Raw genomic sequence first — 23,391 nt, 5'->3', positions numbered from 1 at the left:
GGCAAGACCCATGATAAGAAAACGCTCAACCAGACTGATGAGCAGTGTTGCGCTCTTCGGAGCAGCCACCCTGGCCCTTTCCGCATGCGGCGGTGATCCGCTGGAATCCGACGCCGGTGGGGAGTCAGTCGCCGCCGAGACCATCGCGATTGGCTCAGCCAACTTCCCGGAGAGCGAACTGCTCGCCGAGATGTACGCGCAGGTCCTGGAATCCGAGGGCATCGACGTGGAGCGCAACTTCAACATCGGCGCTCGCGACCTGTACCTGGCGGCTCTCGAGGACGGGTCAATCGACCTGCTGCCTGAATACAACGGAGCACTCTACTCCTCGCTCGTGGAGGGTGGTGCCCCTGAAGGCGTCACCGAACCCGACGAGGTATATGACGCAATGGTCGAGGTGCTCCCCGAGGGCATCGTTGCCCTTGAGCAGTCTGAGGCCGAAGACAAGGACACGCTTGCCGTCCTGCCTGAAACAGCCGAAGAGTACAACCTCGAAACCATGGATGACCTGACCGACATCGCCGGTGAGCTCACCCTGGCGGCGGGCCCCGAGTTTGTCGAGCGTTTCCAGGGCCTGATCGGGCTCGAAGAGGTGTACGGAATTGTGTTCTCCGAGTTCCGTCCCCTGGACGCTGGAGGACCGCTGACCCGCGAAGCACTGCTCAGCGGCGAGGTCGATGTTGCCAACATCTTCAGCACCGACTCGACGATTGAAACCGAGTCTCTGGTGGTCCTTGAGGACACCCAGAACCTGTTCCTGTCGGAGAACATCGTGCCGATCATCCGCGAATCCAAGGTGGACGACACCGTCACCGAGTCACTCAACGCAGTCTCGGCGGCTCTGACCACCGAGAACCTCACCGAGTACCTCGCACGCGTGCAGGTGGACAAAGAGTCCAGCGCCACCGTGGCCACCGCGTTCCTTGAGGAATACGACCTCCTCTAAGCGCACCCTGCCCATCCCGACGGTCCGCCGTCGGGATGGACAACGCCCATTCCCCCACCCCGGCACCCGTTTCACCTGAGCGCCCTGAAAGAAACCCAGTGACCACACAGCGCTCGGCCGCCACCGCGGTAGTCATCAACCTGCTCCCCGGAGTACTGGTCATGGCAGCCGCCGTCGCCATCTCACTCTTCGTTGCCAGCCTCCAGGGATTTGTCGGAGCCCTGGTCGTGGCACTCGCTCTCGGCCTCCTGGTCCGTAACACGGGATTGTTCCACCCCCGCATCCGGCCCGGCATCCAGCGGGCCACCAAACGCTTCCTGCGGCTCGGCGTCGTCGTCCTGGGCCTGCAGCTTTCCCTTCCCGAGATCCTCGGCCTCGGCTACCCCGTGCTGGCCCTGATCATCGTCTCGGTCTTCGTCAGCTTCCTGTTCACCCGCTACGTCGGCGAGCGGCTGGGCCTCAGCCGTGCGGCGTCGACCCTGATGGCTGCCGGGTTCTCGATCTGCGGCGCCTCAGCCATCGCCGGCATGCAGAGCATCGTCAACGCCGACGACGACGAGGTCGCCAGCGCCATTGCCATGGTGACCCTGTACGGTTCGGCGGTGATTCTGGGGCTGCCGCTGATCGGGAACCTGCTCGGGCTTTCCCCCGAAACCTTTGGCATCTGGTCCGGGCTTGCCGTCCACGAGGTGGCGCAGGTGGTGGCGACCGCAAGTACCGCTGGCGCCGTCGCCCTCGCGGTGGCGACCGTGGTGAAACTGGGCCGCGTGGTGCTTCTGGCCCCCGTGGCGGCGTTCGTCTCCGTCGGTATCCGTCGCACCGAGGGTGCCCAACGGTCCGTTTCCGGGCGGGTGGCGCCGATTGTGCCGCTGTTCGTGGTCGGTTTCCTGGCACTGGTGCTGCTCCGGTCCACCGGAGTGGTCCCCGAGCCCGTCCTGGCTGCCGCCTCCCTCACCGCCACGCTGCTGCTGGCTGCGGCGATGTTTGGCCTGGGTACCGGGATCGACATCCCGCATCTGGCCCGCACCGGTGGGAAGAACCTGGTGCTCGGCGGTATCTCGACGGTGTTCCTCGGCGGGATCACCCTCGCCGGAGCGGTGCTGGTCACCGCCTAGCGCCCCGGCCCGTCCCGGTCTGGCGTCGCCGCGGGACCCATGCTGTGCAGGTTTCCCCTGGTACTGACCGGCGCTTTCGTGAATGGGCGGCGTGTCGCGGTCCAACACGCGGTCGACACCCTGAAGGCGGGGAAAGCTGCACAGGCCACGCCCACCCGGAGCAATGCGAGCTAGCGGAGGCCGGTCTTCCGGTTCAGTGCCAGGCTGATCAGCTCATCGATGAGCTCCGTGTAGGTGAGTCCGGACTTGGCCCACATTTGCGGGTACATGCTGATCGGGGTGAACCCAGGCATGGTGTTGATCTCGTTGATGATCAGCCCGCCCGCCGGGGTGTAGAAGAAGTCGACCCGGGACAGGCCCTCCGCGCCAACAGCGTCGAACGCCTCGGCCGCGAGGGCACGTACCCGGTCGCTGACCGTGGGCGGCAGGTCGGCCGGGCAGCTCAGCTCGGCGGCGGCGCCGTCGACGTACTTGGCTTCGAAGTCGTACCAGTCATGGTCGCCCGGCTGAACGGCGATCTCACCGGGCAGAGAGGCCCGCGGTTCGTTGGTGCCACGGCCCTGCAGAACGGCCACCTCAATCTCCCGGCCAACGATGCCCGCCTCGACCAACACCTTTGGATCAAATTCCCGGGCCACCTCGACGGCGGCAGCCAGGTCCGCCTGCGACGCCACCCGGGTGATCCCCATCGACGAGCCGGCGCGGGCAGGCTTCACGAAGGAGGGGAATCCCAGGGCGGCCGCGCGGGCAAGGCACCCGTCGCGGTCGTTGGCCCATTGGCGGTCGGTAATGACCTCGTACGGCCCCACCGTGAGACCGGCGGCGGCAAAGACCACCTTCATGTAGTGCTTGTCCATGCCCACGGCCGACGCCAGCACCCCGGCGCCGACGTACCGGATGTCGGCCATCTCCAGCAGCCCCTGCAGCGTGCCGTCCTCGCCGAACGGGCCGTGCAGCAGCGGCACGACGACGTCGACCCCGCCCAGGCTGCGCGGCATCTGTTCCGCGGCTGTCACCATGAGTTCGGTGGCCGCGAGATCCATCCCTACGCCGGCCGCGGCGAGGACCAGCGACTCGTCCGACGCCGGGACCTCTGGAAGGGTGGCGGAGCGCAGCGACCACTGGGACGGATCCCCCGGGACCTGCACCCATTGGCCGTTTTTCGCGATCCCGACGGGGATGACCTCGTACTTGTCCCGGTCGATTGCCTCAAGCACGCCAGCCGCGGTGATGCAGCTGACCGCGTGCTCGCTGGACCGTCCGCCGAAGAGGACCAGCACCCGCGGCTTGGGCGTACGGTCTGGGTCGGGCGTCTCGGGTGGAACTACAGTCACAGTTTGCCTTCGGATTTCAGGTCGCGGGACAACAGTCGCGGCCCCAGATCATGGACGGAGACGGTGCCCTGAAGCACTGCCACCACGTTCTCGGTGATGGGCATATCAACGCCCAATTGTCCGGCCAGGTCCAGGACAGCCTGGGCAGACTTGATGCCCTCGGCGGTCTGGTTCATCTTCCCGGTGACCTCGTCAAGTGTCAGCCCCTGGCCCAGCAACCTGCCTGCCGTGTGGTTGCGGGACAGCGCCGACGAGCAGGTGGCGATCAGGTCGCCCATCCCCGCGAGGCCGGCCATGGTTTCGGCTTCCCCGCCCAGGGCAACGGCAAGCCGGGTGGTCTCCGCAAGGCCACGGGTAATGACCGAGGCCTTGGTGTTGTCGCCCATCTGCTTCCCCTCGCAGATCCCGACGGCGAGGGCGATGACGTTCTTGACGATCCCGCCGATTTCGACGCCCACCACATCGGGGTTGGTATAGGGCCTGAAGTACTTCGCGGTGCAGGCGGCGGCAATCCACGCGGCCACGTCCTCGTCCGGGCACGCCACCACCGAGGCGGTGGGTTCCTGGCGGGCGATCTCAAGCGCCAGGTTGGGCCCGGACACCACCGCAATGCGATCCGCGGGGAGGTCCAGTTCGGCCGCGATCACCTGGCTCATCCGCGCATCGGAGCCAACCTCAAGGCCCTTCATGAGCGAGACCACCACTGCGTCCTCGCTGAGGAACTGCTTCCAGCTAGCCAGCTGGGGCCGGAGGGACTGCGCGGGGACGGCGACGGCGACGAGTTCGGCGCCGTCGAGCACCTCGGCTATGTCGCTGGAACACTCAATGTTCCCGGGCAGCACCGTGTCCGGGAGGTACCTGCTGTTACGCCGGGTGGTGTTGATCTCCGTGGCCACGTCGTCCCGTCGGGCCCACAGTTTCACCCGGGTACCGTGGGCGGCGCCGGCATCGGCGAGGATCTTCGCAAACGTGGTTCCCCAGCTGCCAGCGCCCAGGACGGCGACCACGGCGGGTGGGGTGCGCGTCACGGGGTTCCTTCCGGCGGGTTGTCGTAGTCCCTGCCGCTGCTCTTCTGGTGTTTGTCGGCCGGGTTCCAGCGTTCAGCGGGTGGGGTTTCCTGGCGCAGGTCCGCCACGAGCGCCGTCAGCGCATCGAGGATCCGTTCGGTGGCCGTGTCCAGGACGGTTTTGGTGATGGGTTTCCCGGCGAGGTCGGCGAAGTCGATCGGGTCGCCGACCACTACCCTCGAGGTTTTCCGGGGGAAGAGGTAGAGCCGCTTGGCATAGCGCGGAAACACCTCATGGGCACCCCAGTGCGCGATCGGAACCACTGGCGCTCCGGTCTGGAGGGCCAGACGCGCGGCGCCCGTGCGGCCCTTCATGGGCCACAGATCGGGATCCCTGGTCAGGGTGCCCTCTGGGTACACTACGATGCCGCCACCGGCGCTGATCGCGTCCCGGGCGGCCTCGAGGGAGCGGTTGGCGCCAGCAGTGGTCCGGTCCACCGGCACCTGGCCCGTGGCCTTGAGGATCCACCCCATGATGGGCACGTTGAACAGAGACGCCTTCGCGAGGAAATGCGGTGTCACCTGGTGGTTGAACAGGAAATGGCCGATCACCACGGGGTCAATCTCGGTGATGTGGTTGGGGCAGACGATGAAGCCGGTGTCCTTCGGCAGTTTCTCCGACCCCGACCACCGCTTCGCCATCAGCGCGTTCATGATCGGACGCACGGTGATGGCGAGCACGCCAAACGTCACCCGGGATTTCCTCGATTCAGCCATCAGTGAGTGCCGCAGAGCTAGCGGCTAACCCCCTCGGGCGTCGCCTCGGCAGCGGGGGTGACGTCGAAGTCCGCCCCGAGCCCCTCGAGCTTGTCCTGGAACCGCTCGTATCCGCGGTTGATCAGCTCGATGCCGGTCACCCGGGAGGTGCCCTTCGCGGCGAGGGCCGCGATCAGGTGGCTGAAGCCGCCCCGCAGGTCCGGGATGTCGATATCGGCGCCGTGCAGCTGCGCCGGTCCCGAGATGACTGCCGAGTGCAGGAAGTTCCGCTGGCCGAAGCGGCAGGGGACACTGCCCAGGCATTCGCGGTGAACCTGGATGTTGGCGCCCATCCGGATGAGGGCGTCGGTGAAGCCGAACCGGTTCTCGTACACGGTCTCGTGCACGATCGACACTCCCTCGGCCTGCGTCAGCGCGACGACGAGGGGCTGCTGCCAGTCGGTCATGAAGCCGGGGTGCACATCGGTTTCGAGCACCAGGGGGGAGAGCTTGCCGCCCGGGTGATAGAAACGGATGCCGTCGTCGTCGACGTCGAAAGCACCACCGATCTTCCGGTACGTGTTCAGGAAGGCGGTCAGGTCCAGCTGGCGTGCGCCCTCGACGTAGATGTCCCCCTGGGTGACCAGTGCGGCCGACGCCCAGGATGCTGTCTCGTTGCGGTCCGAGATGGCCTTGTGGTTGAAGCCCGTGAGCTCCTGCACGCCCTCGATCCGGATGGTCCGGTCGGTCTGCACCGCGATAATCGCGCCCATTTTCTGCAGGACGGCGATCAGGTCCATGATTTCGGGCTCGACGGCGGCACCCTTGAGCTCGGTGATGCCCTCCGCCCGGGTGGCAGTCAGGAGTACCTGCTCGGTGGCTCCGACGCTAGGGTAGGGCAGCTCCAGCTTCGCGCCGTGCAGTCCCTTGGGCGCGGAAATGGAGATTCCGCCGGGACGCTTGTCGACGACGGCGCCGAAGTTGCGCAGTACCTGCATGTGGTAGTCGATCGGCCGGTCACCGATCTTGCAGCCACCGAGGTCGGGGATGAAGGCTTCGCCGATGCTGTGCATCAGGGGGCCGCAGAAGAGGATGGGAATCCGCGAATCACCGGCGTGCGCATCAATGTCCTTGGACTGGGCCATCTTTGCACCCTTGGGGTCCATGCTCAGGTCCCCGGTGACGGGGTCCTTGGTCACCTCTACGCCGTGGAGCTTCAGGAGGCTGGTGACAACCTCGACGTCCTTGATCTCGGGGACATTCCGCAGGATTGAGGGGGCATTGCCCAACAGTGTGGCGACCATCGCTTTGGGCACCAAGTTTTTGGCTCCGCGAACGAAGACCTTGCCGGTCAGAGGGACTCCACCACGAATGGTCAGCACGCTTCCCATGAACACCTATTTTCTACGATTTGCACACAACAGAGATTGCCCCCAGAGCAGCTTTTGCCTCCCGCTAAGCATAGGAGCATGTCCAACAAGACTGAAATAGGCTCCCCGGGGATACTGGCGAAAACTGCCGTGAACCCCGATTCATTCCCTGCTGGAGCGCGGAAACCACGCGGGCCGAATGAGTTTGCCCACCCCAGGGGTTTCCCCCGGCGTAGCCGTCTCAGGTCCGGGCGGGAAGAGTCTTCGGCTTGAAACTGGGGCGGGAGCGTTCGTACTCGGTAATCGACTCCTCGTGGGTGAGGGTCAGCGCGATGTCGTCCAGCCCTTCCAGCAGACGCCAGCGGGTGTAGTCGTCGATCTGGAAGGGCGCCGTGACGCTTCCGCAGACCACTGTGCGCTCCACCAGGTCAACAGTCACCTCGGTGCCCGGGTGGTTCTCCAGCACCTTCCAGATCAGCTCGATGTCGTCCTGCGCCACCTGCGCCGCGACCAGGCCTTGCTTGCCGGAGTTGCCGCGGAAGATATCCGCGAACCGCGACGCGAGCACGGCCTTGAACCCGTAGTCCTTCAGCGCCCAGACCGCGTGTTCACGGGATGAGCCGGTGCCGAAATCGGGACCCGCCACCAGGACGGAGCCGGCGTTGAACGGCGACTGGTTCAGGATGAAGTTCGGGTCCCTGCGCCACTCGGAAAACAGGGCGTCCTCGAATCCCGTCCGGGTGATGCGCTTCAGGAACACCGCCGGGATGATCTGGTCGGTGTCGATGTTGCTCTGGCGCAGCGGCACTCCAATGCCGGTGTGCGTGATGATCTTCTCCATGAGGTTCTCCTAGGCGGCGTTCGAAGCGGAGGGGACGACGACGTCGTCGTGCTGGCCGGTGGCGGCGGGCGGCAGGGGCTCAAGGTCCGACGGCGAACTGAGCGTCCCGCGGACGGCGGTCGCCGCGGCAACCACGGGCGATACCAGGTGGGTGCGGCCACCCTTGCCCTGGCGGCCCTCGAAGTTGCGGTTCGAGGTGGACGCGCAGCGCTCCCCCGGCGCCAGCTGGTCCGGGTTCATGCCCAGGCACATCGAGCAGCCGGCGAACCGCCACTCCGCGCCGAAGTCCTTGAACACCTGGTCCAGGCCCTCCGCCTCCGCCTCGAGGCGGACCCTCGCCGAGCCGGGAACCACCATCATGCGGATGTCCGGATCCTTGACCCGGCCGCGGATGATATCGGCGGCGATGCGCAGGTCCTCGATCCGGCTATTCGTGCAGGAGCCCAGGAACACGGTGTCCACCCGGATCTCCTTCATCGGAGTCCCGGCGCCGAGGGCCATGTACTCCAGGGCCCTCTCGCAGGCAGCCTTGTCATTCTCGTCGGCGAAGTCGTCGGGAGACGGCACCGCTTGCGACAGGGAGACACCCTGCCCAGGGTTGGTGCCCCAGGTGACGAAGGGCTCCAGCTCGTTGGCGTCCAGGAATACCTCTGCGTCGAAGACGGCGTCGTCGTCGGTGATCAGGGTCTTCCAGTTCTCGACGGCGGCGTCCCAGTCCTCGCCCTGCGGTGCGTGGGGCTTGTCCTTGAGATACTCGAAGGTGGTCTCGTCGGGTGCCACCATCCCTGCACGGGCTCCGGCCTCGATGGACATGTTGCAGATGGTCATCCGCGCTTCCATCGACAGCGCACGGATCGCCGATCCGCGGTATTCCAGCACGTAGCCCTGGCCACCGCCGGTGCCGATCTTGGCGATGACCGCCAGGATGATGTCCTTCGACGTCACACCGGGCTTTAAGGTGCCCTCGACGGTGATCGCCATGGTCTTGAAGGGCTTCAGCGAGAGGGTCTGGGTGGCCATGACGTGCTCCACCTCCGAGGTCCCGATGCCGAGCGCGAGGGCGCCGAACGCGCCGTGGGTCGACGTGTGCGAGTCGCCGCAGACCACGGTCAGGCCGGGCTGGGTCAGACCCAGCTGTGGGCCGATGATGTGGACAATCCCCTGTTCGGCGTCCCCCAGCGAGTGCAACCGCACGCCGAACTCCTTGCAGTTCGCGCGGAGGGTCTCGATCTGGGTACGGCTGGTGAGATCGGCGATCGGCTTGTCGATGTCCCAGGTGGGGGTGTTGTGGTCCTCGGTGGCGATGGTGAGGTCCGGTCGGCGCAGCGGCCGGCCGGCCAGCCTGAGCCCCTCGAAGGCCTGCGGCGAGGTGACTTCATGGACCAGGTGAAGGTCGATGTAGAGCAGATCGGGCTGCGATTCGGCACCCTGGACCTCTCCTTTGCGCACAACGTGTGCGTCCCAGACCTTCTCTGCGAGCGTGTTGCCCATGACCGGTTCCCTTCGGTGCTGTTCGTGGTACATCTCAAGTAGTTGCATCTCAAATGCTGAGACGGCAATATCATCCTATGGACAATATTAGCGGTGTAGGGGTCATAGACAAAGCGGCGACGGTACTGGACGCGCTGGAGGCGGGCCCCACCACGCTGGCGCAGCTGGTGGCTGCCACCGGGCTGTCCCGTCCCACCGTGCACCGCCTCGCGCAGGCGCTGGTCCACCACCGCCTGGTCAGCAAGGACATCCAGGGCCGCTTTGTGCTGGGCAGCCGGCTGGTGGAGCTGGCCGCGGCTGCTGGCGAAGACCGGTTGATCGCCTCGGCGTCCCCGGTCCTGCTAAATCTCCGGGACGCCACCGGGGAGAGCGCACAGCTGTTCCGCCGGCAAGGCGAGTGGCGGGTCTGCGTGGCGTCGGCGGAGCGCCCGATCGGGTTGCGCGACACCATTCCCGTCGGAACCCAGCTCTCCATGAAAGCAGGGTCCGCGGCACAGTGCCTCCTGGCGTGGGAGGACCACGACCGCCTCCTGAAGGGCCTGCAGGAGGCACGCTTCACCCCGACCGTGCTCGCCGGGGTCCGACGCCGGGGCTGGGCCCAAAGCCTGGGCGAACGGGAAGCGGGCGTCGCCTCGGTGTCCGCGCCGGTGCGGGGGCCGTCCGGCCGCGTGATTGCCGCGGTCTCGATCTCCGGCCCGATGGAGCGGCTGACCCGCCAGCCGGGACGCATCCACGCCGAAGTGGTGCTCAACGCCGCCCAGCAGCTGACTCTCGCGGTCAGCAAGAGCACGGACTAGGGTCTCACCATGACTGAGGTGGCGCCATGACTGACTATGCGGTGTTCCTCCGGGGCGTCAACGTCGGCGGTATCACCCTGAAGATGGCTGAGCTGCGGACAGCCATCGGAACGCTTCCCGTCACCCGGGTGGCCACCCAGCTGGCGTCCGGTAACCTCACGTGCAGCTCGGACCTGACCACCCAGGACCTCAAGGACGCGGTGGAAACGCTCCTGCGTTCCGCCTTCGGCTATGACGCCTGGGTGGTGATCCTCGACGCGGGCCGGCTGCGCGAACTGGTGGACGCCTGCCCGTTTCCCGCGGATGACCCCACCACCCACACCTACATCACACTGTTTTCCAACCCCGCAGCGCTCACCGACCTGGTCGAGGCGATCGACAAGACAGTAACGAGTAGTAAGGCGGTGGCCAGTAACAAGGCAGGTTCGAGTGATAGTGAATCCACCGCAGCATTCGGCGACTTCCGCGTACTTGGACCTGACGCTGCAGCCTGGTTGGCCCCACGTGGGGGCACCCTTGACTCACCGTTGAACAAGATTTTAGGCAAGCCCCACTTCAAGAACTCGAGCACCACCCGGAATCTGCGAACCCTGCACAAGGTGCTGGGAGTGCTCGAACAGTAGCCTGCCTAGCTACCCCCACGCGCTGCCATGATGGCTTTCCTGAACCCGTTGTACCGGTCAATCTCCGCATCGACGGGTGCGACGACGTCGCGCATCGCAACCTCGGCGACCGCCGCGTGCAGGCGTCGTCGGGCGCGGCGGCCCCGCGATCCGGCCGAGATCCGTGCGGCAAGCGCGGCGAGGATCGACACGGCAATGCCGAGGACCGCTCCCCCGAGTGCCAGCAGGGTCGGGAGCGGGAACCCCTCGATGAGCGGGGTCGCCGGTGCCGGGATCTGCAGGAAGCCCAGCGCCGCGAGTACTCCCAACCAGGCCAGGCCAGCCACCGCGGCAGCGAACAGGAGCCATTGGAGAACTCCCACCACCGGCCACCACCACGACCGGCGGCCCCACCGCAGGTCCGTCCGGGCGATGGCCTGGTCCAGACCGTCAGCCAGCGGGCCCCCGGTGGCCTGGGCGGCGCTGCGGAGCTGCTCCCGCCATGGACCCTCTACCGACGTGGCGGCCGCGTCGGCATACTCCCGCAGGGCACCGTCCATGGCGGCACGTTGTGCCGGCCCGGGGGTGGGCAGCGACGTCCGGTTGACTGCGGCGTCGACGTCGGGGCGGCGCAGGTTCAGGCGACGGAGCGGATCGGGTCGGAGCTTCCCGAGCCAGCGGGTCACCGGCCAGCCGGTGGCCGCGTGGGCGTCCCGCCGATAGGACCCGACCACCGCGGCGACCACCGTCTCGGTGCCCGCTGCCCCGGCCAATCGGTCCACCAGCCGCGACCGGTCGGCCTTGGCGGGTGGGGCGGCATCGGTAGACCCGGCATGCCCGGCGAGGTGGGCGGCTGCCGCCCTCACGTCGGCGGTAAGTCGCGCCGTTACGGCGCTCTGGCGTTTGACGATCGCCCCGATGTCCTTCACCAGCCCGTCCAGCCCGGCGCCGGTCGCAGCCGACACCTGATGCACCGCCACCGACCCGAGACCGTCGCTGGCCAGGATGCCACGCAGAGACGCTGCCACCTGGGCGGGTTCGTCCCCCACCAGCCGGTCGATCTGGTTGAGCGCTACCAGGGTGACGGCGCCGTGGGCAGACATCCGTTGGAGGAAGCCGTGGTGGAGGGCGGCGTCGGCGTACTTCTGGGGGTCGACCGCCCAGAGCAGGACGTCGACCTGCCCCGCCAGCCGCTCCACGACGGCGCGGTGGCTGGCTGCCGTCGAGTCGAAGTCCGGGAGATCCAGCAGGATTAGCCCGCCGAGGGCGTCCTGGGATGTGCGTCCCTCGGCGGCCAGCCGCGAGTGGGCGGGCAGCTCGTGGCGCTGGTCCACCTGGAGCCAGTCGAGCAGCGGCCCGCTGCCCTCGGTCTTCCAGAGCACCGCCAGCGGCTCGGAAGTGGTGGGGCGGCGGGCCGCTACCCGCGCCACCCCGGTGCCGGTAAGCGCATTCAGCAGCGAGGATTTACCGCTGCCGGTAGGACCGAAGATGCCCACCACCGTGTGGGCTGCGGACAGGGACCGGCGGGTGCTGGCCCGGTCGAGCACGTCGTGGGCCGCCTGCAGCTCCTCGTCGGGGAGGCGTCCGGACGCCAGGTCATGGGCGGTGGCCAGGGCGACGAGCTGGTTCTGCACGGCCGAATCGGCGGCCTTGCCCTGATGCCGGCTCACCGCTCCTGCCGGCCTGCGGCGGGGGCGCCGTCGTCGGCGTGGTCCTGTTCGGCCCGATGCGACACCAGTTCGCTGGCTAGGGTGCGCAGGTTTGCCGGCTCGGGTTGCCGGGTGAGCGGCTCAAACAAAACCAGGTATCGCTGCTGCTCCGCGAGGAGGAGTGCAACACACCGGCGCCGCAGATTATCGCGTGCCGTTTTGGCCAGCCGCCGCACCGCGTCTTCTCCGAATACCGCTTCGAGCAGCTTCTGCCCGACGACGGCGGACCCGCCGGCGACACCGATCTCCAGTCCACTGAGGCCAGCGGTGGATGCGAACACCACGACCATCAGGGCCACCGCCACGCCGTTCACCCCGAAGGACAGCATCCGGGCGGTGAACCGCTTGTTGGCGCCCTCAGCACTCACCAGGTCGAGAAGGTCCTTCTGCCAGGCCCGGATTTCCCGGGCCACCTCAGCGGAGAAGTCGCCCTCACGCGGCGGCAGCCCGGCCAGCAGGTCCCGGCCGGCGTCCGCGTCCCGCCAGGCGCGCTCGGCTTTCTCGGCCGCCTGCGCCGCCTGTTCCACGATGACGGCATGCAGACCGGTTTCGATGGCCGACTCCACCGTGACTGCCCGGGTGGGGCGGCCGGTGAAGAACGAACCAAGGGCATCGCGGGCCCGGCCCACCCGGGATTCGAGGCCCCTCATGAACTCCCCCGTCCCCACGAAGTCCTGCCAGCGGGCGAGGACCTCACCGCGGAGCAGGGTGCCGTCCTGCGTGGAGTCGAGGATGCCGGCGAGAGCGTCGTCGTAGGCCCCGGTCGCCATTGCCTGGAGGCGCCGCTGCTCCGCCAGCTGATCATCCTGCGCGTCGGCTGCGGCGTGAATCCGTCCGGCCAGGGACTTCACCGCCCCGTACAGGGTGCGACGGGCGATCTCCTGCCGCCCGGCGGCGTCGGCGGCCAGCGCCTGCAGCCAGCGCCGGATGGGGTCCACCGCGTCCGCGGGGAGCATCCCCTGCGGGTCCAACGGCAGTTCGGGGACGGTGAAGATTGGCGCATGGCCCAGCTCGGCGGCGGCGAGCAGCGTGTGCAGGTCCCCGCGGATCTCCTCCTCTACGCCCGGTGGAACCCGGTCCAGCACGACGGCGAGCAGGATGTCCCGGGCCGCAGCGTCCGCGAGGAGTTTCCAGGGCACCGCATCCGCGTACCGGTTGGCTGTTGTGACAAAGACCCAGAGATCGGCGGCGGCGAGGAGTTGGTTGGACAGGCGACGGTTCTCGTCGGCGATCGAGTCAAGGTCGGGGGCATCAAGCAGGGCGAGGCCCAGGGGAATCATCGGGTCGGGGCGCAGCAACAGCGTGCCCGCACCAGGCTCCGCGGTGTGAGAAGCGTCCACCGCGGGGACCGGGCTGCCGGGGTCGGCGGCGCGTACCCGGCTGAGGGTGGGGAGGATCCGTTGGTCGGAGAACCACCGGTCGTCGGCGGGATGATGCAGCAGGACCGGTTGCCGGGTGGTGGGGCGGATGGCACCCGACCGGGTCACGGGGTGCCCGACAATCGCATTGACCAGAGTCGACTTCCCGGCCCCGGTGGATCCGCCGACGACGGCGAGCAGCGGCGCATCCAGGCTACGGACGCGGGGAACCACGTAGTCATCGAGTTGGGCTGCGGCCGTGGCGGCGTTGCTTCGGGCGCCCTCGGCGCCATGCACCGCCAGGGGGAAGGTCAAGGCCCGCAGGGCTTCGCCGGTGTGGTGCAGCGTCGCGAGCAACGGCTGCGCGCCGGCGGTGGGAAGGGTGTCAGTCACCACCCCATTGTGCCGTACACCCCCGGATCCCGGCCGGAAGGGTGCCGCCGCGGCAGGAAATGCCGGTGGTGGACTGGTTGAGGGCAAGAAAAAGCCCCCGGAACCGAAAGGTTCCGGGGGCAGTTGTGACCCCAGCGGGATTCGAACCCGCGTTACCGCCGTGAGAGGGCAGCGTACTAGGCCGCTATACGATGGGGCCAGTACTGTGTGCTGTCTGGTTGGACCAAACGAGCTAGATGATTGTTTCACATCTGCTAGTTGCTACCAAATCTGTCGGCTCACATCCGGACCGAAGTCTTTCAACCAAACCGCCTGATCAAGGCTGCATCTAACGCTGGGGTACCAGGACTCGAACCTAGAATGTTGGTACCAGAAACCAGTGTGTTGCCAATTACACCATACCCCAATGGCACATCCCGAAGCGCTCTGTAAAGAGCTTCCGGGCCGCTTCAAACCGCTCTGCGCCGAGAGATCACTTTACCGGACATTCGGCAGGAACTGCAAAACGCCCGCCAGGGAGGTGATCCGATGGCCCCGGAAGTCCGCCGGTCCGGCGTTGCGTCGATCCAGCCACACCCCGATCAGTCCGGCTGCGTCGGCACCCTCGGCATCGATGATTCGGTTGTCCCCCACATAGAGGGTGCACGCCGGATCGGTGCCGAGCAGCCGCGCGCCCTCACGGTAGATGGCGGGGTCCGGTTTCGCCGCTGAGACCGTGTCGATTCCGACGAGCACGCCAAACCGGGAGAGTCCTGAGCGGTCGAGTTTGGCACGCTGATAATCATGCACATTGTTGCTCACGGCCCCGTAGGGCACCCCTGCGGCATCGAGCGCGTCGAGCAGGGGCACGACGTCGTCGTACGGCGCGAAATGCAACGGCAGGGTCGCCTCGTAGGCCGTGTTCCAACGGTGGGCGGCCTCACCCTCAAGCGGTTCCTCGACGAAGGCGGCCTGGGCGTGTCCGGCCCGGTGCAGCCTTTGCTCGGTGAACGTCAGCTCCCCCGCCAGGAACCGGTCATAGGAACCCAGCGGATCATGAACGTACAACCGCTTGTACTCGGTCCAGTCGGCTTCGCTGAGGTGCGCCAGGGTATCGGCGCCCACATGATGCAGGGTCCGGCCCATCGCTGTCTCCAGGTCAACCAGGGTGTCGTCGATGTCGAACAGGACCCCGGCGATTTCCGGTAGCGCACCCACGGTCAGCTGGCCGTGCTGCGGAAAGCGCTGATCCTCGCCAGCGAGGACTCCTTCCCCAGAATCACCATCGACTCGAACAAGGGTGGGGAGATCCTCTTCCCTGAGACGGCGGTGCGGACGGGGCCGAATGCAAGGCGGGGTTTCATTCCCAGGTCCTCGACGAGTGCTTTGCGGAGGGCGTCCTGGATGTTCTCGGTGGTCCACTCGGCGATCGGCAGCAAGGCTGCGTGCGCGGCGTCGAGGACCTCGCCGAGGTTGGCGGGCAGACCTTTCCGGGCGTCGTCGGCGATCTCGATGCCGGCGTCGTCGGTGAACAGGAACCCGAGCATATCGGGGGCTTCACCGAGCAGCGTGATGCGCTCCTGGATCAGCGGAGCGGCCTCGGTGAGGATCTGCGCTTCACGCTCGCTCAGGCTGGTGCCCACCAGGCCTGCGCTCTGCAGGTAGGGAATGACCCGCTCGCGGAAGTCCTCCGGCTCGAGCAACCGCACGTGCGTGCCGTTGATTGCCTCGGCCTTCTTCAGGTCGAAACGGGCCGGGTTGCCCAGCACATCGTGGATGTCGAATTTCTCCACGAGGGTGTCCACAGTGAAGATGTCTTCGTCGGCTGAAAGGCTCCAGCCGAGCAGCGACAGGTAATTGAGGAGGCCCTCGGGGACGAACCCGCGTTCCCGGTGGAGGAAGAGGTTGGACTCCGGATCACGCTTGGAGAGCTTCTTGTTTCCCTGGCCCATCACGTAGGGCAGGTGGCCGAACAGTGGCATGTACCTGGCCACCCCGATGTCGATCAGTGCCCGGTAGAGCGCGATCTGGCGCGGGGTGGAGGACAACAGGTCTTCACCGCGGAGCACGTGGGTGATCCCCATCAGGGCGTCGTCGACCGGGTTGACCAGTGTGTAGAGCGGTGCGCCGTTGGCGCGGACCACCGCGAAGTCGGGAATGCTCCCGGCCCGGAAGGTGATCTCGCCGCGCACCAGGTCGGTGAAGGTGATGTCGTCGTCGGGCATCCGAAGCCGCAGCACTGCCGCGCGTCCCTCGCTGCGGAAGGTCTCCCGCTGGTCCTCGGTGAGGTCCCGGTCGTGGTTGTCGTACCCCAGTTTGATGTCCCGACCGGCGGCACGGTGACGCTCCTCGACCTCCTCGGGGGTGGAAAACGACTCGTAGAGGTGGCCGGCAGCGCGGAGCTTCGCGATGACGTCCTGGTAGAGCTCTCCGCGCTGCGACTGGCGGTAGGGCGCGTGGGGGCCTCCCACTTCCACTCCCTCGTCCCAGCCGATGCCGAGCCAGGTGAGGGCATCGAGCAGCTGGCGATAGCTTTCCTCGCTGTCGCGCGCTGCGTCGGTGTCCTCGATCCTGAAGACCATGGTGCCGCCGGTGTGGCGGGCATAGGCCCAGTTGAACAGGGCGGTCCGGATCAGGCCGACGTGCGGCGTCCCGGTGGGAGAGGGACAGAACCTCACCCGGACGGGGGTCTCGGCGGTGACAAGGGGTATCTCAGCAGCAATAGTCATGATGGCCCTAAGTCTACGGGGCGAGGGCCCCGACCCCGAGCGAAGCGAGGGCTTGGGAGCCCCGGAGACGCTACGGGGCTTTGGTCCCCGACCCGCAGCAGAGGCAGACGAGCGGAGCTACCCGGCGAAGTGCCACCAGGCGCCGAAAATCAGCCCCGCGACCACCACTCCGACGGCAAGCTGCGCCACGAGGGCGGTCTTCGGGCGGAAGTAGCGCACCGGCAGCACCGCCGCAGCGCCAAAGCCCAGCGCCGCGAGAAGTGACACCCAGAGCTGGTCGGCCCCACCCAGGGAGGCGGCCCGTGCCAGCACCAGCGGCAGCGCAACCGCAGCAATGGCAATCAACCGGCCGAGCCGTCGTCGTTCAGCGCCCGGGTTGCCTTTTCGTACCGGTCCGCTGGGCACCCTGCGCATGATTAGCGGCGCGCAGGGTTGGACAGCCGCCCGATGCCTTCAATTTCCACTTCGTAGCGTTGGCCCTCGCTGATCAGCCCGACGCCGGCCGGCGTGCCGGTGAGGATGAGGTCTCCCGGAAGCAGCGTGAACGCCTGCGACACGTACGAGACGAGTTCCCTCACTCCCCAGATCATCTGGCTGGTGGACCCGTCCTGCTTCAATTCATCATCCAGCCGGCCCTTGATGCTGAGATTCTCGGTGTCGAGTTCCGTTTCGATCCACGGCCCCACGGGGCAGGAGGTATCGAATCCTTTGGCCCGGGCCCACTGGTTATCGGTTTTTTGGGCGTCCCTGGCAGTGAGGTCATTCGCGCAGGTGTAGCCGAAGACCACCTCGTCCACGCGGTCCAGCGGAACGTCCTTGCAGATCCGGCCGATGACGACGGCGAGCTCGGACTCAAAGGAAATCTCGTCGGAGAACGCGGGAAGAACAATCGGATCGCCAGGACCGATGACTGAAGTGTTGGGCTTGAAGAACATCAGTGGTGCCGGAGGCACCTCATTGCCAAGTTCCTTGGCATGCTCGGCGTAGTTCCGCCCGATACCGACGACCTTACTCCGGGGAATGACCGGCGCGAGCAGCCTGACATCAGCTAGCTGATGGCGGACACCGGTCAATTGCACCCCTGAGTAGAAGGGGTCGCCAGCCATAACGGCTATCTCTTCCTGGCCTTCCTCGCCCTCTACCACTCCGAATGCTGGGTCACTGTCAACGACAAATCGAGCTATACGCATGATCCTCAGGTTACCGTGACCTGCGAACTTACGCGGTAATTTCGAAGGATCCGGTAATTGGGCGATCTATTTGGTCCCGAACATGCAGATGGTCGTGAACCTGTCCCCAGCGGGCAAGTTCACGACCATCAGCAAACATTCAGCACGAATAAGTGCTGAATGAGATTGGTTAGTGACTAGTGTGGCCAGTTACCCATTTTGAGGATTCGGTCAACGGTCGGGCTTTGAAACCCGATTGACGCATCGGCCGCGGTAGCGGTGGTAACCCCACCGATTGCGAATACTGCAGCGAGCAGCATAGAGGCAGCTATTTTTTTCATTACGAGAGTCCTTTGATCGCTTGATAAACGTGAGGAACCGAACCTCACGAGTTCGATTAGTATACGAACTAAACTGGAAAAACCATACGGTAGGAAGAATGAACATTCAGGAACCCCTGTGCGAAGACCCCCTGTACTAGGTGCTGGTTTCTGTAGATAATTGGCAGAACCTGGCGAGCACTGCCCGAGGTCCACATCCATCTGCATGAAAGGGCTACCACCCATGGCAACAAATCAGCCCGGTGACCAGCTACTGTTTGAGCTGCGGGCAAGGGAGGCATGGAGCCAACGCGACTACACCCAGGGACGAATAATTTCTGGGCAGGCAGTTGAGCTCGCGCTTGCTGAAGAGAACGACGCCGCGTGGTGGAATATGACTTTTCTGCAAGCTGAGTGCCTGCGGGAGGAAGGCTTGGTCGAGGAATCGGTCAAGCTTGCTCATTCTCTGAAAGTTCACCCCTTGACCAAGCACTCTCCTGCACTCGCTGCACGCGTTCGGACACTGCTATCCGTAGGACTTCATGGACTTGGTCAGCTCCGCGACGCCGTCGAAGAAGCTTCGGCTGCGGTGAAAATCGCGAATACCGATGGAAGCCCCACTGACCTGAATATCAGCGGACAACTTGCTCTCATTGCGGCCCTGGCAGACAGCGACAAATTAGACGAAGCCTGGGATGAGTGCCTCGTCCTTTCGACCTTCATCACGCCCGAGGTTCACACACAGGCCGCCGGTAAAGCGTACTGGGCAATAGGAAACGTTGCCTTCATGCGTCATGAGGTAGCTGATGGAACCAGATTCCATTCCCTTGCGGCGCGCAATCTGTCGCCCAACAATGATCTGGATTTATGGGCCCGGTTCAACCGTGCATCAGCGGCGCTCCGGCTGGCCGCAGGTGTTGTCGACGCCGAGACCCTCGAGTGCATCGAACGAGCAGAGACCGCGAGTTCGATTGTCGGAGGCAACGAGCGCGACCAGCTGGAGCTTTCACTGACCCGCGCCCACTGGCTGGTCCTCACCGGCCAGCTCAACGCCGCGGTGAAACGGCTCAGGCCTATCTGCGCTGAGGGAACGATTCTCGCCTCGCAAACCGCTGGTGAAGCGAATCTTCTCCTGGGGCGGGCACTAGCGGGCCGAGGGGACGACATCGAAGCACTGAACTACCTTGATACGTCCAGGATCCTTTTCGTTCAAGCTGGAGCGCACGACCGTGCTGAGCATGTGGCCGTCCTTATCGACTCGCTAACACAGCCCGAGGAAGATGCTTCCTAGTCGTCGTTCTCCAGATCCTCAAGGAGTTTGACGACGTCGTCGTTGCTGAGCCGGTTCCACGGCGATCCGGCCGATCCCTGAAGTGCGGCCTCGGGGCTGTCCCCCTGGCTCCACCATTTGGCGACGAACACGTGGTCATCGAGCCGGATCCGGTCGCCGCTCTCGTAGACCTCTTCGGGATCCCACTCGTCGATGACTCCAGCGGGAATGGTAGGCGCGCTGACTGGTTTCTCGCCCGGCAGCACCGGCCCGATCAGGGTCCACGGCGTCTCGTCGGCCTGCAGTACCGGGTTGTCGGGAGTTGCCTCCTCGTTCCACCATTTGGCGACATAGACGTTGCCATGCCAGACCACACGCTGCTCAGCAACGTAGGTGGCGTCCTCCGACCAGATGGGGTACGGGCTGGTTTCGGGGTTGTCCTCGACCAGCTCGGGGGTGGGCTCGGGCGTCGCTGACGCCGTCGGGATGCTCTCGGAGCTGCCCTCAAACCCCTGCCCCAGAAGCTGGGCAAAGCTCAGCCCGTTCTGGTCAATTCCGCTGCAGCCCACGGAGACTACCGACACATCGGCGTAGTTGTCACTGCAGGTGACATCCCGGTTCAGTGACCACATGGACATCCGACCGACTCCGTGCTCGACGGCGAAGGCGTTGAGGCCCGCGGCGTCGTCCAGGGAGAACACCTCGCTGACGACGTCGTTCTGCCCCACCATCGGGGTCAACCCCAGTTTCGTCCAGAGCGCCTGCGGACCAAGCGCCATGTTGGCCCGGCTGTAAAGAGTGGACAGCTGCGAATGGGTGGCCTCTGCTGCGGCGATCGACGCGTCCAACATGCTCATCGACTGGGGCTTGCTACCCCCAAAGTCCATGGTCATGATGTTGACTCCCGCAAGATCAACCCCACCCTCAAGCATCTGCGTGACGGCTGTGGTGCCCGGCTCGGTCAGGCCCGAGGGCGCCACCGGGAGCGTGAGCCAGATGTTCAACGGTTCGTCAGCTGCCAGCCGCTCTTCCTGCAGCAGCGACAGGGCCTCGGCCCTGCGCTCGCCGGCCTCGGTGTCCAGAAGGTTCTCGCCCTCGACGTCCAGATCGATGGTGGTGAGGTTGTACCGCTCCACGACCGAGGCGTAGGCATCCTTCAAGTCGTCAACGTCAGCGCAGGACGTGGCGAGCTCGTCGTTGAGGAGACCTCCAAAGGACACAGCCACCTCGCCACCGCCCTGAACGAGCCTGGCGATCCGGCGATCCAGATCCATGGTGGACTCGGCTTCGTCAAAGCTGTAGGCCGCACCCCAGGACGGCTCGCAGGGATTCTCCGGGTCCGCGACGATGAAGGACAGCATGACGCTGCTGCCCTCGTCGGTCCTCGGACGCTCGAACGCGTAGAACGGAGTAGCGGTGGCGTCGACGTACCCGGTGAACCAGGATCCGGTGCCTTCCGCTGCCCTGGCGTCCTCGAAACGGTTCCACCCGGTAAATGAAGCGCCCACTACTGCGGCAAGAACCCCCACCACAAGAACGAGCCGGACAAACGAGAGTTTCCGGCCCGGAAAATGTCTTGCCACTGTGTACTCCAAGAAATATTCACCCCTGCTGAGCCAGGGTTACTTGAACACTAAACTTTAATGTTACGTACTCACTATAAGTCTTGACCGCAAGTGTTATCGTTACAGCGTCATCGAACCGCTGTAACGGTCATGTGCCAGGTCTCAGTGTTGGACGTGATCGCAGATAAAATCCACCCCCCACGGTGGTACGGCGCGTGCCGGCTGCGCAGGGATAGGCAGGAATTAATCCTGCAATCGAGTCGCTGGGGAGCGAGATGAAGAATCACAAAGTGGCTGCAGCGCCCGTCCGGAAAAACAAGGATGTACCCCCGGCGGCCCGCAAGCGGCAATGGGGCGCCGAGAAGCGCTCCGAACCTCTATCGATTGTCCACCCGACGCCGTCGCGCCGGAAGATTGCTCTTGGCCGGCTGGCTATCGTGGCGACCATGGTCGGCTGGGCCTCCTACGTGGTCACCACGATCCTTCGGCAGCTTATCGAGAACCCGACTGCGGGTTTCCGGTTCCAGTTCGAGGCTGTCTCCTACCTCATTGTGGTCACGTTCCTCACCTTCTCGGCGCTGCTGTATCTGGTGGCGCGGCAGGGCGCCCTGTACCGCTTCAGGGACCACAAACGGGTACCCCGTGGTGAGCTGGACCGGCACTTCGCGCACTATGAAGACGGCATCACCGTCCTGGTGCCCTCCTACGCCGAGGAGCCCCAGGTGGTTCGTGCCACCCTCTGGTCGGCAGCCCTTCAGGAGTTCCCGGACTTGAAAGTGGTTCTCCTCCTCGATGACCCTCCCGCGCCTTCCGACGCGGCAGTAGCCGAGAGGCTCCGGATTACCCGGGAACTGACGGAGGGCATCGAAGCACAGCTGCTCGAACCCTCCACCCGGTTCAACGACTCCCTCACCGCCTTCCGCGAACGTCTCACGGCACCCATCGAAGACGGCATCGACGAGCTGGAACTGCTCACCACCGAATACGTCGCCGCCGCAACCTGGCTCGAGGACATGGCCGCCGCGGAAAGCATCGAGGATCACGTGGACGAGTTCTTCGTTGACCTGGTGCTGATGGGATTGGCCCGGGAGCTCCGGCTCACAGTGCTGGGCCTCACCGCGGCCCGCGCCCAGGGCCGACAACCGGCCGCGGACCGCCTGGACGAGCTGTACCTGCGGCTCTGCCGCATCTTCACGGTGCGGCTGGAAACGTTCGAGCGCAAGATGTTCGCTTCCCTGTCACACGAAGCCAACAAGGCGATGAACCTGAACTCCTACATTTCCCTGATGGGGAAGCGCTGGCACCGGGAAGAATCCCCCAACGGCACCATCCTGCGTCCCGCCGAGGGTCCAGCCCAGGTGGACCTCGATGTGCCCGACACCACCTACTTGCTTACGCTCGACGCCGATTCGCTCCTGCTCCGCGACTACTGCCTTCGCCTGGTCTACCTTCTGGAATCCCCCGGCAATGAACGGGTGGCGGTCACCCAGACGCCGTACTCCTCCTTCCGTGGGGCACCCACCCGGATTGAGCGGGTGGCCGGAGCCACGACCGACATCCAGCACATTCTGCACCAGGGCATGTCCTATTACGGGGCCACCTTCTGGGTGGGCGCCAACGCGGTCATCCGCAAAGAGGCCCTGATGGACATCCTCGAGGTCGAGGATGTTGGTGGGTTCGAGATCCACACCTACATCCAGGACCGGACGGTCATCGAGGACACCGAGTCGAGCGTGGACCTCGGAGCCCACGGGTGGACGCTGGTCAACTATCCCGAGCGGCTCAGCTACAGCGCCACTCCCCCTGACTTCGGATCCCTCGTGGTGCAGCGCCGCCGGTGGGCCAACGGTGGCCTGCTGATCCTGCCGAAGCTGTGGAACCAGCTGTCCGAGCGACGCCACCGCCGGGACCGGATCCTGATGCGGGAAGTGCTGCTCCGGGTCAACTACATGGCCTCGATCGCCTGGGCGAGCTTCGGGCTGCTCTTCCTGCTGATGTACCCGTATGACAGCCGGCTCCTGAGTCCGCTGGTCTTCCTGACGGCGCTGCCCTACTTCCTGGCCATGGGAAGCGACCTGAGGGACTGCGGACACCGGTTCAGCGACATTTTCAGGATCTACGGGTTCAACATCGTGCTGCTACCGGTGAACCTGGCGGGCGTGCTGAAATCCATCCAGCAGGCCTTCACCGGCGAGAAGATTCCCTTCGTGCGTACCCCCAAGGTCAAGGACCGGACGGCGGCACCAGCCCTGTACGTCTTTATCCCGTATGCGATTGTCGCCTTCTCGGTCCTGACCCTGTGGCGCGATGTCTCTCAGGGAAACTGGGGTAACGCCGCGTTCGCAGGATTCAATGCAATACTGGCGGCGGGGGCAATCCGCGCCTACATTGGGGTTAACAATTCAATTGTGGACATGGTTCTTGGAGTCCTAAACTGGCTCTACGTACCGCCCCGCAAGAAGCCTGAAGCAAAGTCGCGGGTGATTGAGAAAACCCCCGAAGAAGCTGACTGGTCATCGATCCTGTACCACGGTGACCGTCGGCTCAACCGTGATCTCCGGGGCTCCAACGACCGTCGTCGCAGGATCTCCTCGCGGTAGGGATGGGTTTGCCAACAACCGGGCAGAGACGCAGTCGGAGT

General features: G+C 65.4%; 19 protein-coding genes and 2 tRNA genes. 6 read left to right on the top strand and 15 right to left on the bottom strand.

All coding sequences use genetic code 11. The features are described 5' to 3' along the window. Positions 1 to 37: 37 nt before the first annotated feature. Together IWX64_RS04085 and IWX64_RS04080 are read left to right on the top strand one after the other, a co-directional pair. Positions 38 to 946 carry an ABC transporter substrate-binding protein gene (locus IWX64_RS04085; protein WP_245345608.1) on the top strand — a complete coding sequence of 303 codons (909 nt, stop codon included), beginning with the start codon at positions 38 to 40 and terminating at the stop codon, positions 944 to 946. A gap of 98 nt (positions 947 to 1,044) precedes the next feature. After that, positions 1,045 to 2,061, top strand: coding sequence for a YeiH family protein (locus IWX64_RS04080; protein WP_196865873.1), 1,017 nt, complete (start codon positions 1,045 to 1,047; stop codon positions 2,059 to 2,061). A gap of 170 nt (positions 2,062 to 2,231) precedes the next feature. Here the strand turns inward: IWX64_RS04080 and IWX64_RS04075 are convergent, their stop codons facing one another. From IWX64_RS04075 to leuC, 6 genes are all read right to left on the bottom strand, one after another. Then, complete coding sequence (locus tag IWX64_RS04075) at positions 2,232 to 3,395, bottom strand: D-alanine--D-alanine ligase family protein (RefSeq protein ID WP_196865872.1); 1,164 nt, start codon at positions 3,393 to 3,395, stop codon at positions 2,232 to 2,234. Then, entirely contained in the window at positions 3,392 to 4,423 is a 1,032-nt protein-coding gene (locus tag IWX64_RS04070; RefSeq protein ID WP_196865871.1) for an NAD(P)H-dependent glycerol-3-phosphate dehydrogenase, read from the bottom strand. The genes IWX64_RS04075 and IWX64_RS04070 overlap by 4 nt, the downstream gene beginning before the upstream one ends. Continuing rightward, the gene (locus tag IWX64_RS04065; RefSeq protein ID WP_196865870.1) at positions 4,420 to 5,178 is read right to left on the bottom strand and encodes a lysophospholipid acyltransferase family protein; all 759 of its coding nucleotides are present in this window, start codon (positions 5,176 to 5,178) and stop codon (positions 4,420 to 4,422) included. The genes IWX64_RS04070 and IWX64_RS04065 overlap by 4 nt, the downstream gene beginning before the upstream one ends. 17 nt (positions 5,179 to 5,195) lie before the next feature. Continuing rightward, entirely contained in the window at positions 5,196 to 6,548 is a 1,353-nt protein-coding gene (gene murA, locus IWX64_RS04060; RefSeq protein WP_196865869.1) for a UDP-N-acetylglucosamine 1-carboxyvinyltransferase, read from the bottom strand. Between the two features lie 220 nt (positions 6,549 to 6,768). Further along, positions 6,769 to 7,368, bottom strand: coding sequence for a 3-isopropylmalate dehydratase small subunit (leuD, locus tag IWX64_RS04055; protein WP_196865868.1), 600 nt, complete (start codon positions 7,366 to 7,368; stop codon positions 6,769 to 6,771). A 9-nt stretch (positions 7,369 to 7,377) separates the two neighbouring features. Next, positions 7,378 to 8,859 (bottom strand): 3-isopropylmalate dehydratase large subunit, encoded by a 1,482-nt coding sequence (gene leuC / locus IWX64_RS04050; RefSeq protein ID WP_196865867.1) that lies wholly within the window; start codon positions 8,857 to 8,859, stop codon positions 7,378 to 7,380. Between the two features lie 77 nt (positions 8,860 to 8,936). Here leuC and IWX64_RS04045 point away from each other — a divergent pair, with 77 nt between their 5' ends. Both IWX64_RS04045 and IWX64_RS04040 read left to right on the top strand, forming a co-directional pair. Beyond that, a complete protein-coding gene (locus IWX64_RS04045; protein WP_196865866.1) occupies positions 8,937 to 9,656 on the top strand; it encodes an IclR family transcriptional regulator in 720 nt (239 codons plus the stop codon). Between the two features lie 26 nt (positions 9,657 to 9,682). Further along, positions 9,683 to 10,279 carry a DUF1697 domain-containing protein gene (locus IWX64_RS04040; RefSeq protein ID WP_196865865.1) on the top strand — a complete coding sequence of 199 codons (597 nt, stop codon included), beginning with the start codon at positions 9,683 to 9,685 and terminating at the stop codon, positions 10,277 to 10,279. A 5-nt stretch (positions 10,280 to 10,284) separates the two neighbouring features. On the opposite strand, the gene IWX64_RS04035 is transcribed toward IWX64_RS04040, so the two are convergent. The 8 genes from IWX64_RS04035 to IWX64_RS04000 form a co-directional block, all read right to left on the bottom strand. Next, a complete protein-coding gene (locus IWX64_RS04035; RefSeq protein WP_196865864.1) occupies positions 10,285 to 11,928 on the bottom strand; it encodes a GTPase in 1,644 nt (547 codons plus the stop codon). Further along, on the bottom strand, positions 11,925 to 13,718 hold the full coding sequence (locus IWX64_RS04030; RefSeq protein ID WP_196865863.1) for a dynamin family protein: 1,794 nt from the start codon (positions 13,716 to 13,718) through the stop codon (positions 11,925 to 11,927). Before IWX64_RS04030 ends, IWX64_RS04035 begins: the two co-directional genes overlap by 4 nt. A gap of 126 nt (positions 13,719 to 13,844) precedes the next feature. Further along, positions 13,845 to 13,917, bottom strand: a tRNA-Glu gene (locus tag IWX64_RS04025). Between the two features lie 135 nt (positions 13,918 to 14,052). After that, positions 14,053 to 14,124, bottom strand: a tRNA-Gln gene (locus tag IWX64_RS04020). A 71-nt stretch (positions 14,125 to 14,195) separates the two neighbouring features. Next, positions 14,196 to 14,915: an HAD family hydrolase gene (locus IWX64_RS04015; RefSeq protein ID WP_196865862.1), complete on the bottom strand. Its 720-nt coding sequence runs from the start codon at positions 14,913 to 14,915 to the stop codon at positions 14,196 to 14,198. Positions 14,916 to 14,917: 2 nt separating this feature from the next. Further along, entirely contained in the window at positions 14,918 to 16,426 is a 1,509-nt protein-coding gene (gene gltX, locus IWX64_RS04010) for a glutamate--tRNA ligase (RefSeq protein ID WP_196865861.1), read from the bottom strand. Positions 16,427 to 16,543: 117 nt separating this feature from the next. Then, entirely contained in the window at positions 16,544 to 16,831 is a 288-nt protein-coding gene (locus IWX64_RS04005) for a hypothetical protein (protein WP_196865860.1), read from the bottom strand. Between the two features lie 11 nt (positions 16,832 to 16,842). Next, positions 16,843 to 17,616 (bottom strand): fumarylacetoacetate hydrolase family protein, encoded by a 774-nt coding sequence (locus IWX64_RS04000; RefSeq protein WP_196865859.1) that lies wholly within the window; start codon positions 17,614 to 17,616, stop codon positions 16,843 to 16,845. Positions 17,617 to 18,141: 525 nt separating this feature from the next. Between IWX64_RS04000 and IWX64_RS03995 the strand changes: the two genes are divergently transcribed. Next, a complete protein-coding gene (locus IWX64_RS03995; protein ID WP_196865858.1) occupies positions 18,142 to 19,206 on the top strand; it encodes a hypothetical protein in 1,065 nt (354 codons plus the stop codon). Here the strand turns inward: IWX64_RS03995 and IWX64_RS03990 are convergent. Next, the gene (locus IWX64_RS03990) at positions 19,203 to 20,768 is read right to left on the bottom strand and encodes a glycosyl hydrolase family 18 (RefSeq protein WP_196865857.1); all 1,566 of its coding nucleotides are present in this window, start codon (positions 20,766 to 20,768) and stop codon (positions 19,203 to 19,205) included. The genes IWX64_RS03995 and IWX64_RS03990 overlap by 4 nt on opposite strands. A 257-nt stretch (positions 20,769 to 21,025) precedes the next feature. On the opposite strand from IWX64_RS03990, the gene IWX64_RS03985 reads away from it, so the two are divergent. Then, positions 21,026 to 23,350 (top strand): glycosyltransferase family 2 protein, encoded by a 2,325-nt coding sequence (locus tag IWX64_RS03985; protein WP_196865856.1) that lies wholly within the window; start codon positions 21,026 to 21,028, stop codon positions 23,348 to 23,350. Positions 23,351 to 23,391: the final 41 nt, after the last annotated feature.

Source organism: Arthrobacter sp. CAN_A212 (assembly GCF_015752345.1).
Lineage (GTDB): Bacteria > Actinomycetota > Actinomycetes > Actinomycetales > Micrococcaceae > Arthrobacter_D.
Note: the sequence above shows the minus strand (reverse complement) of the source record. Positions and strands in the feature narration are given on the sequence as shown.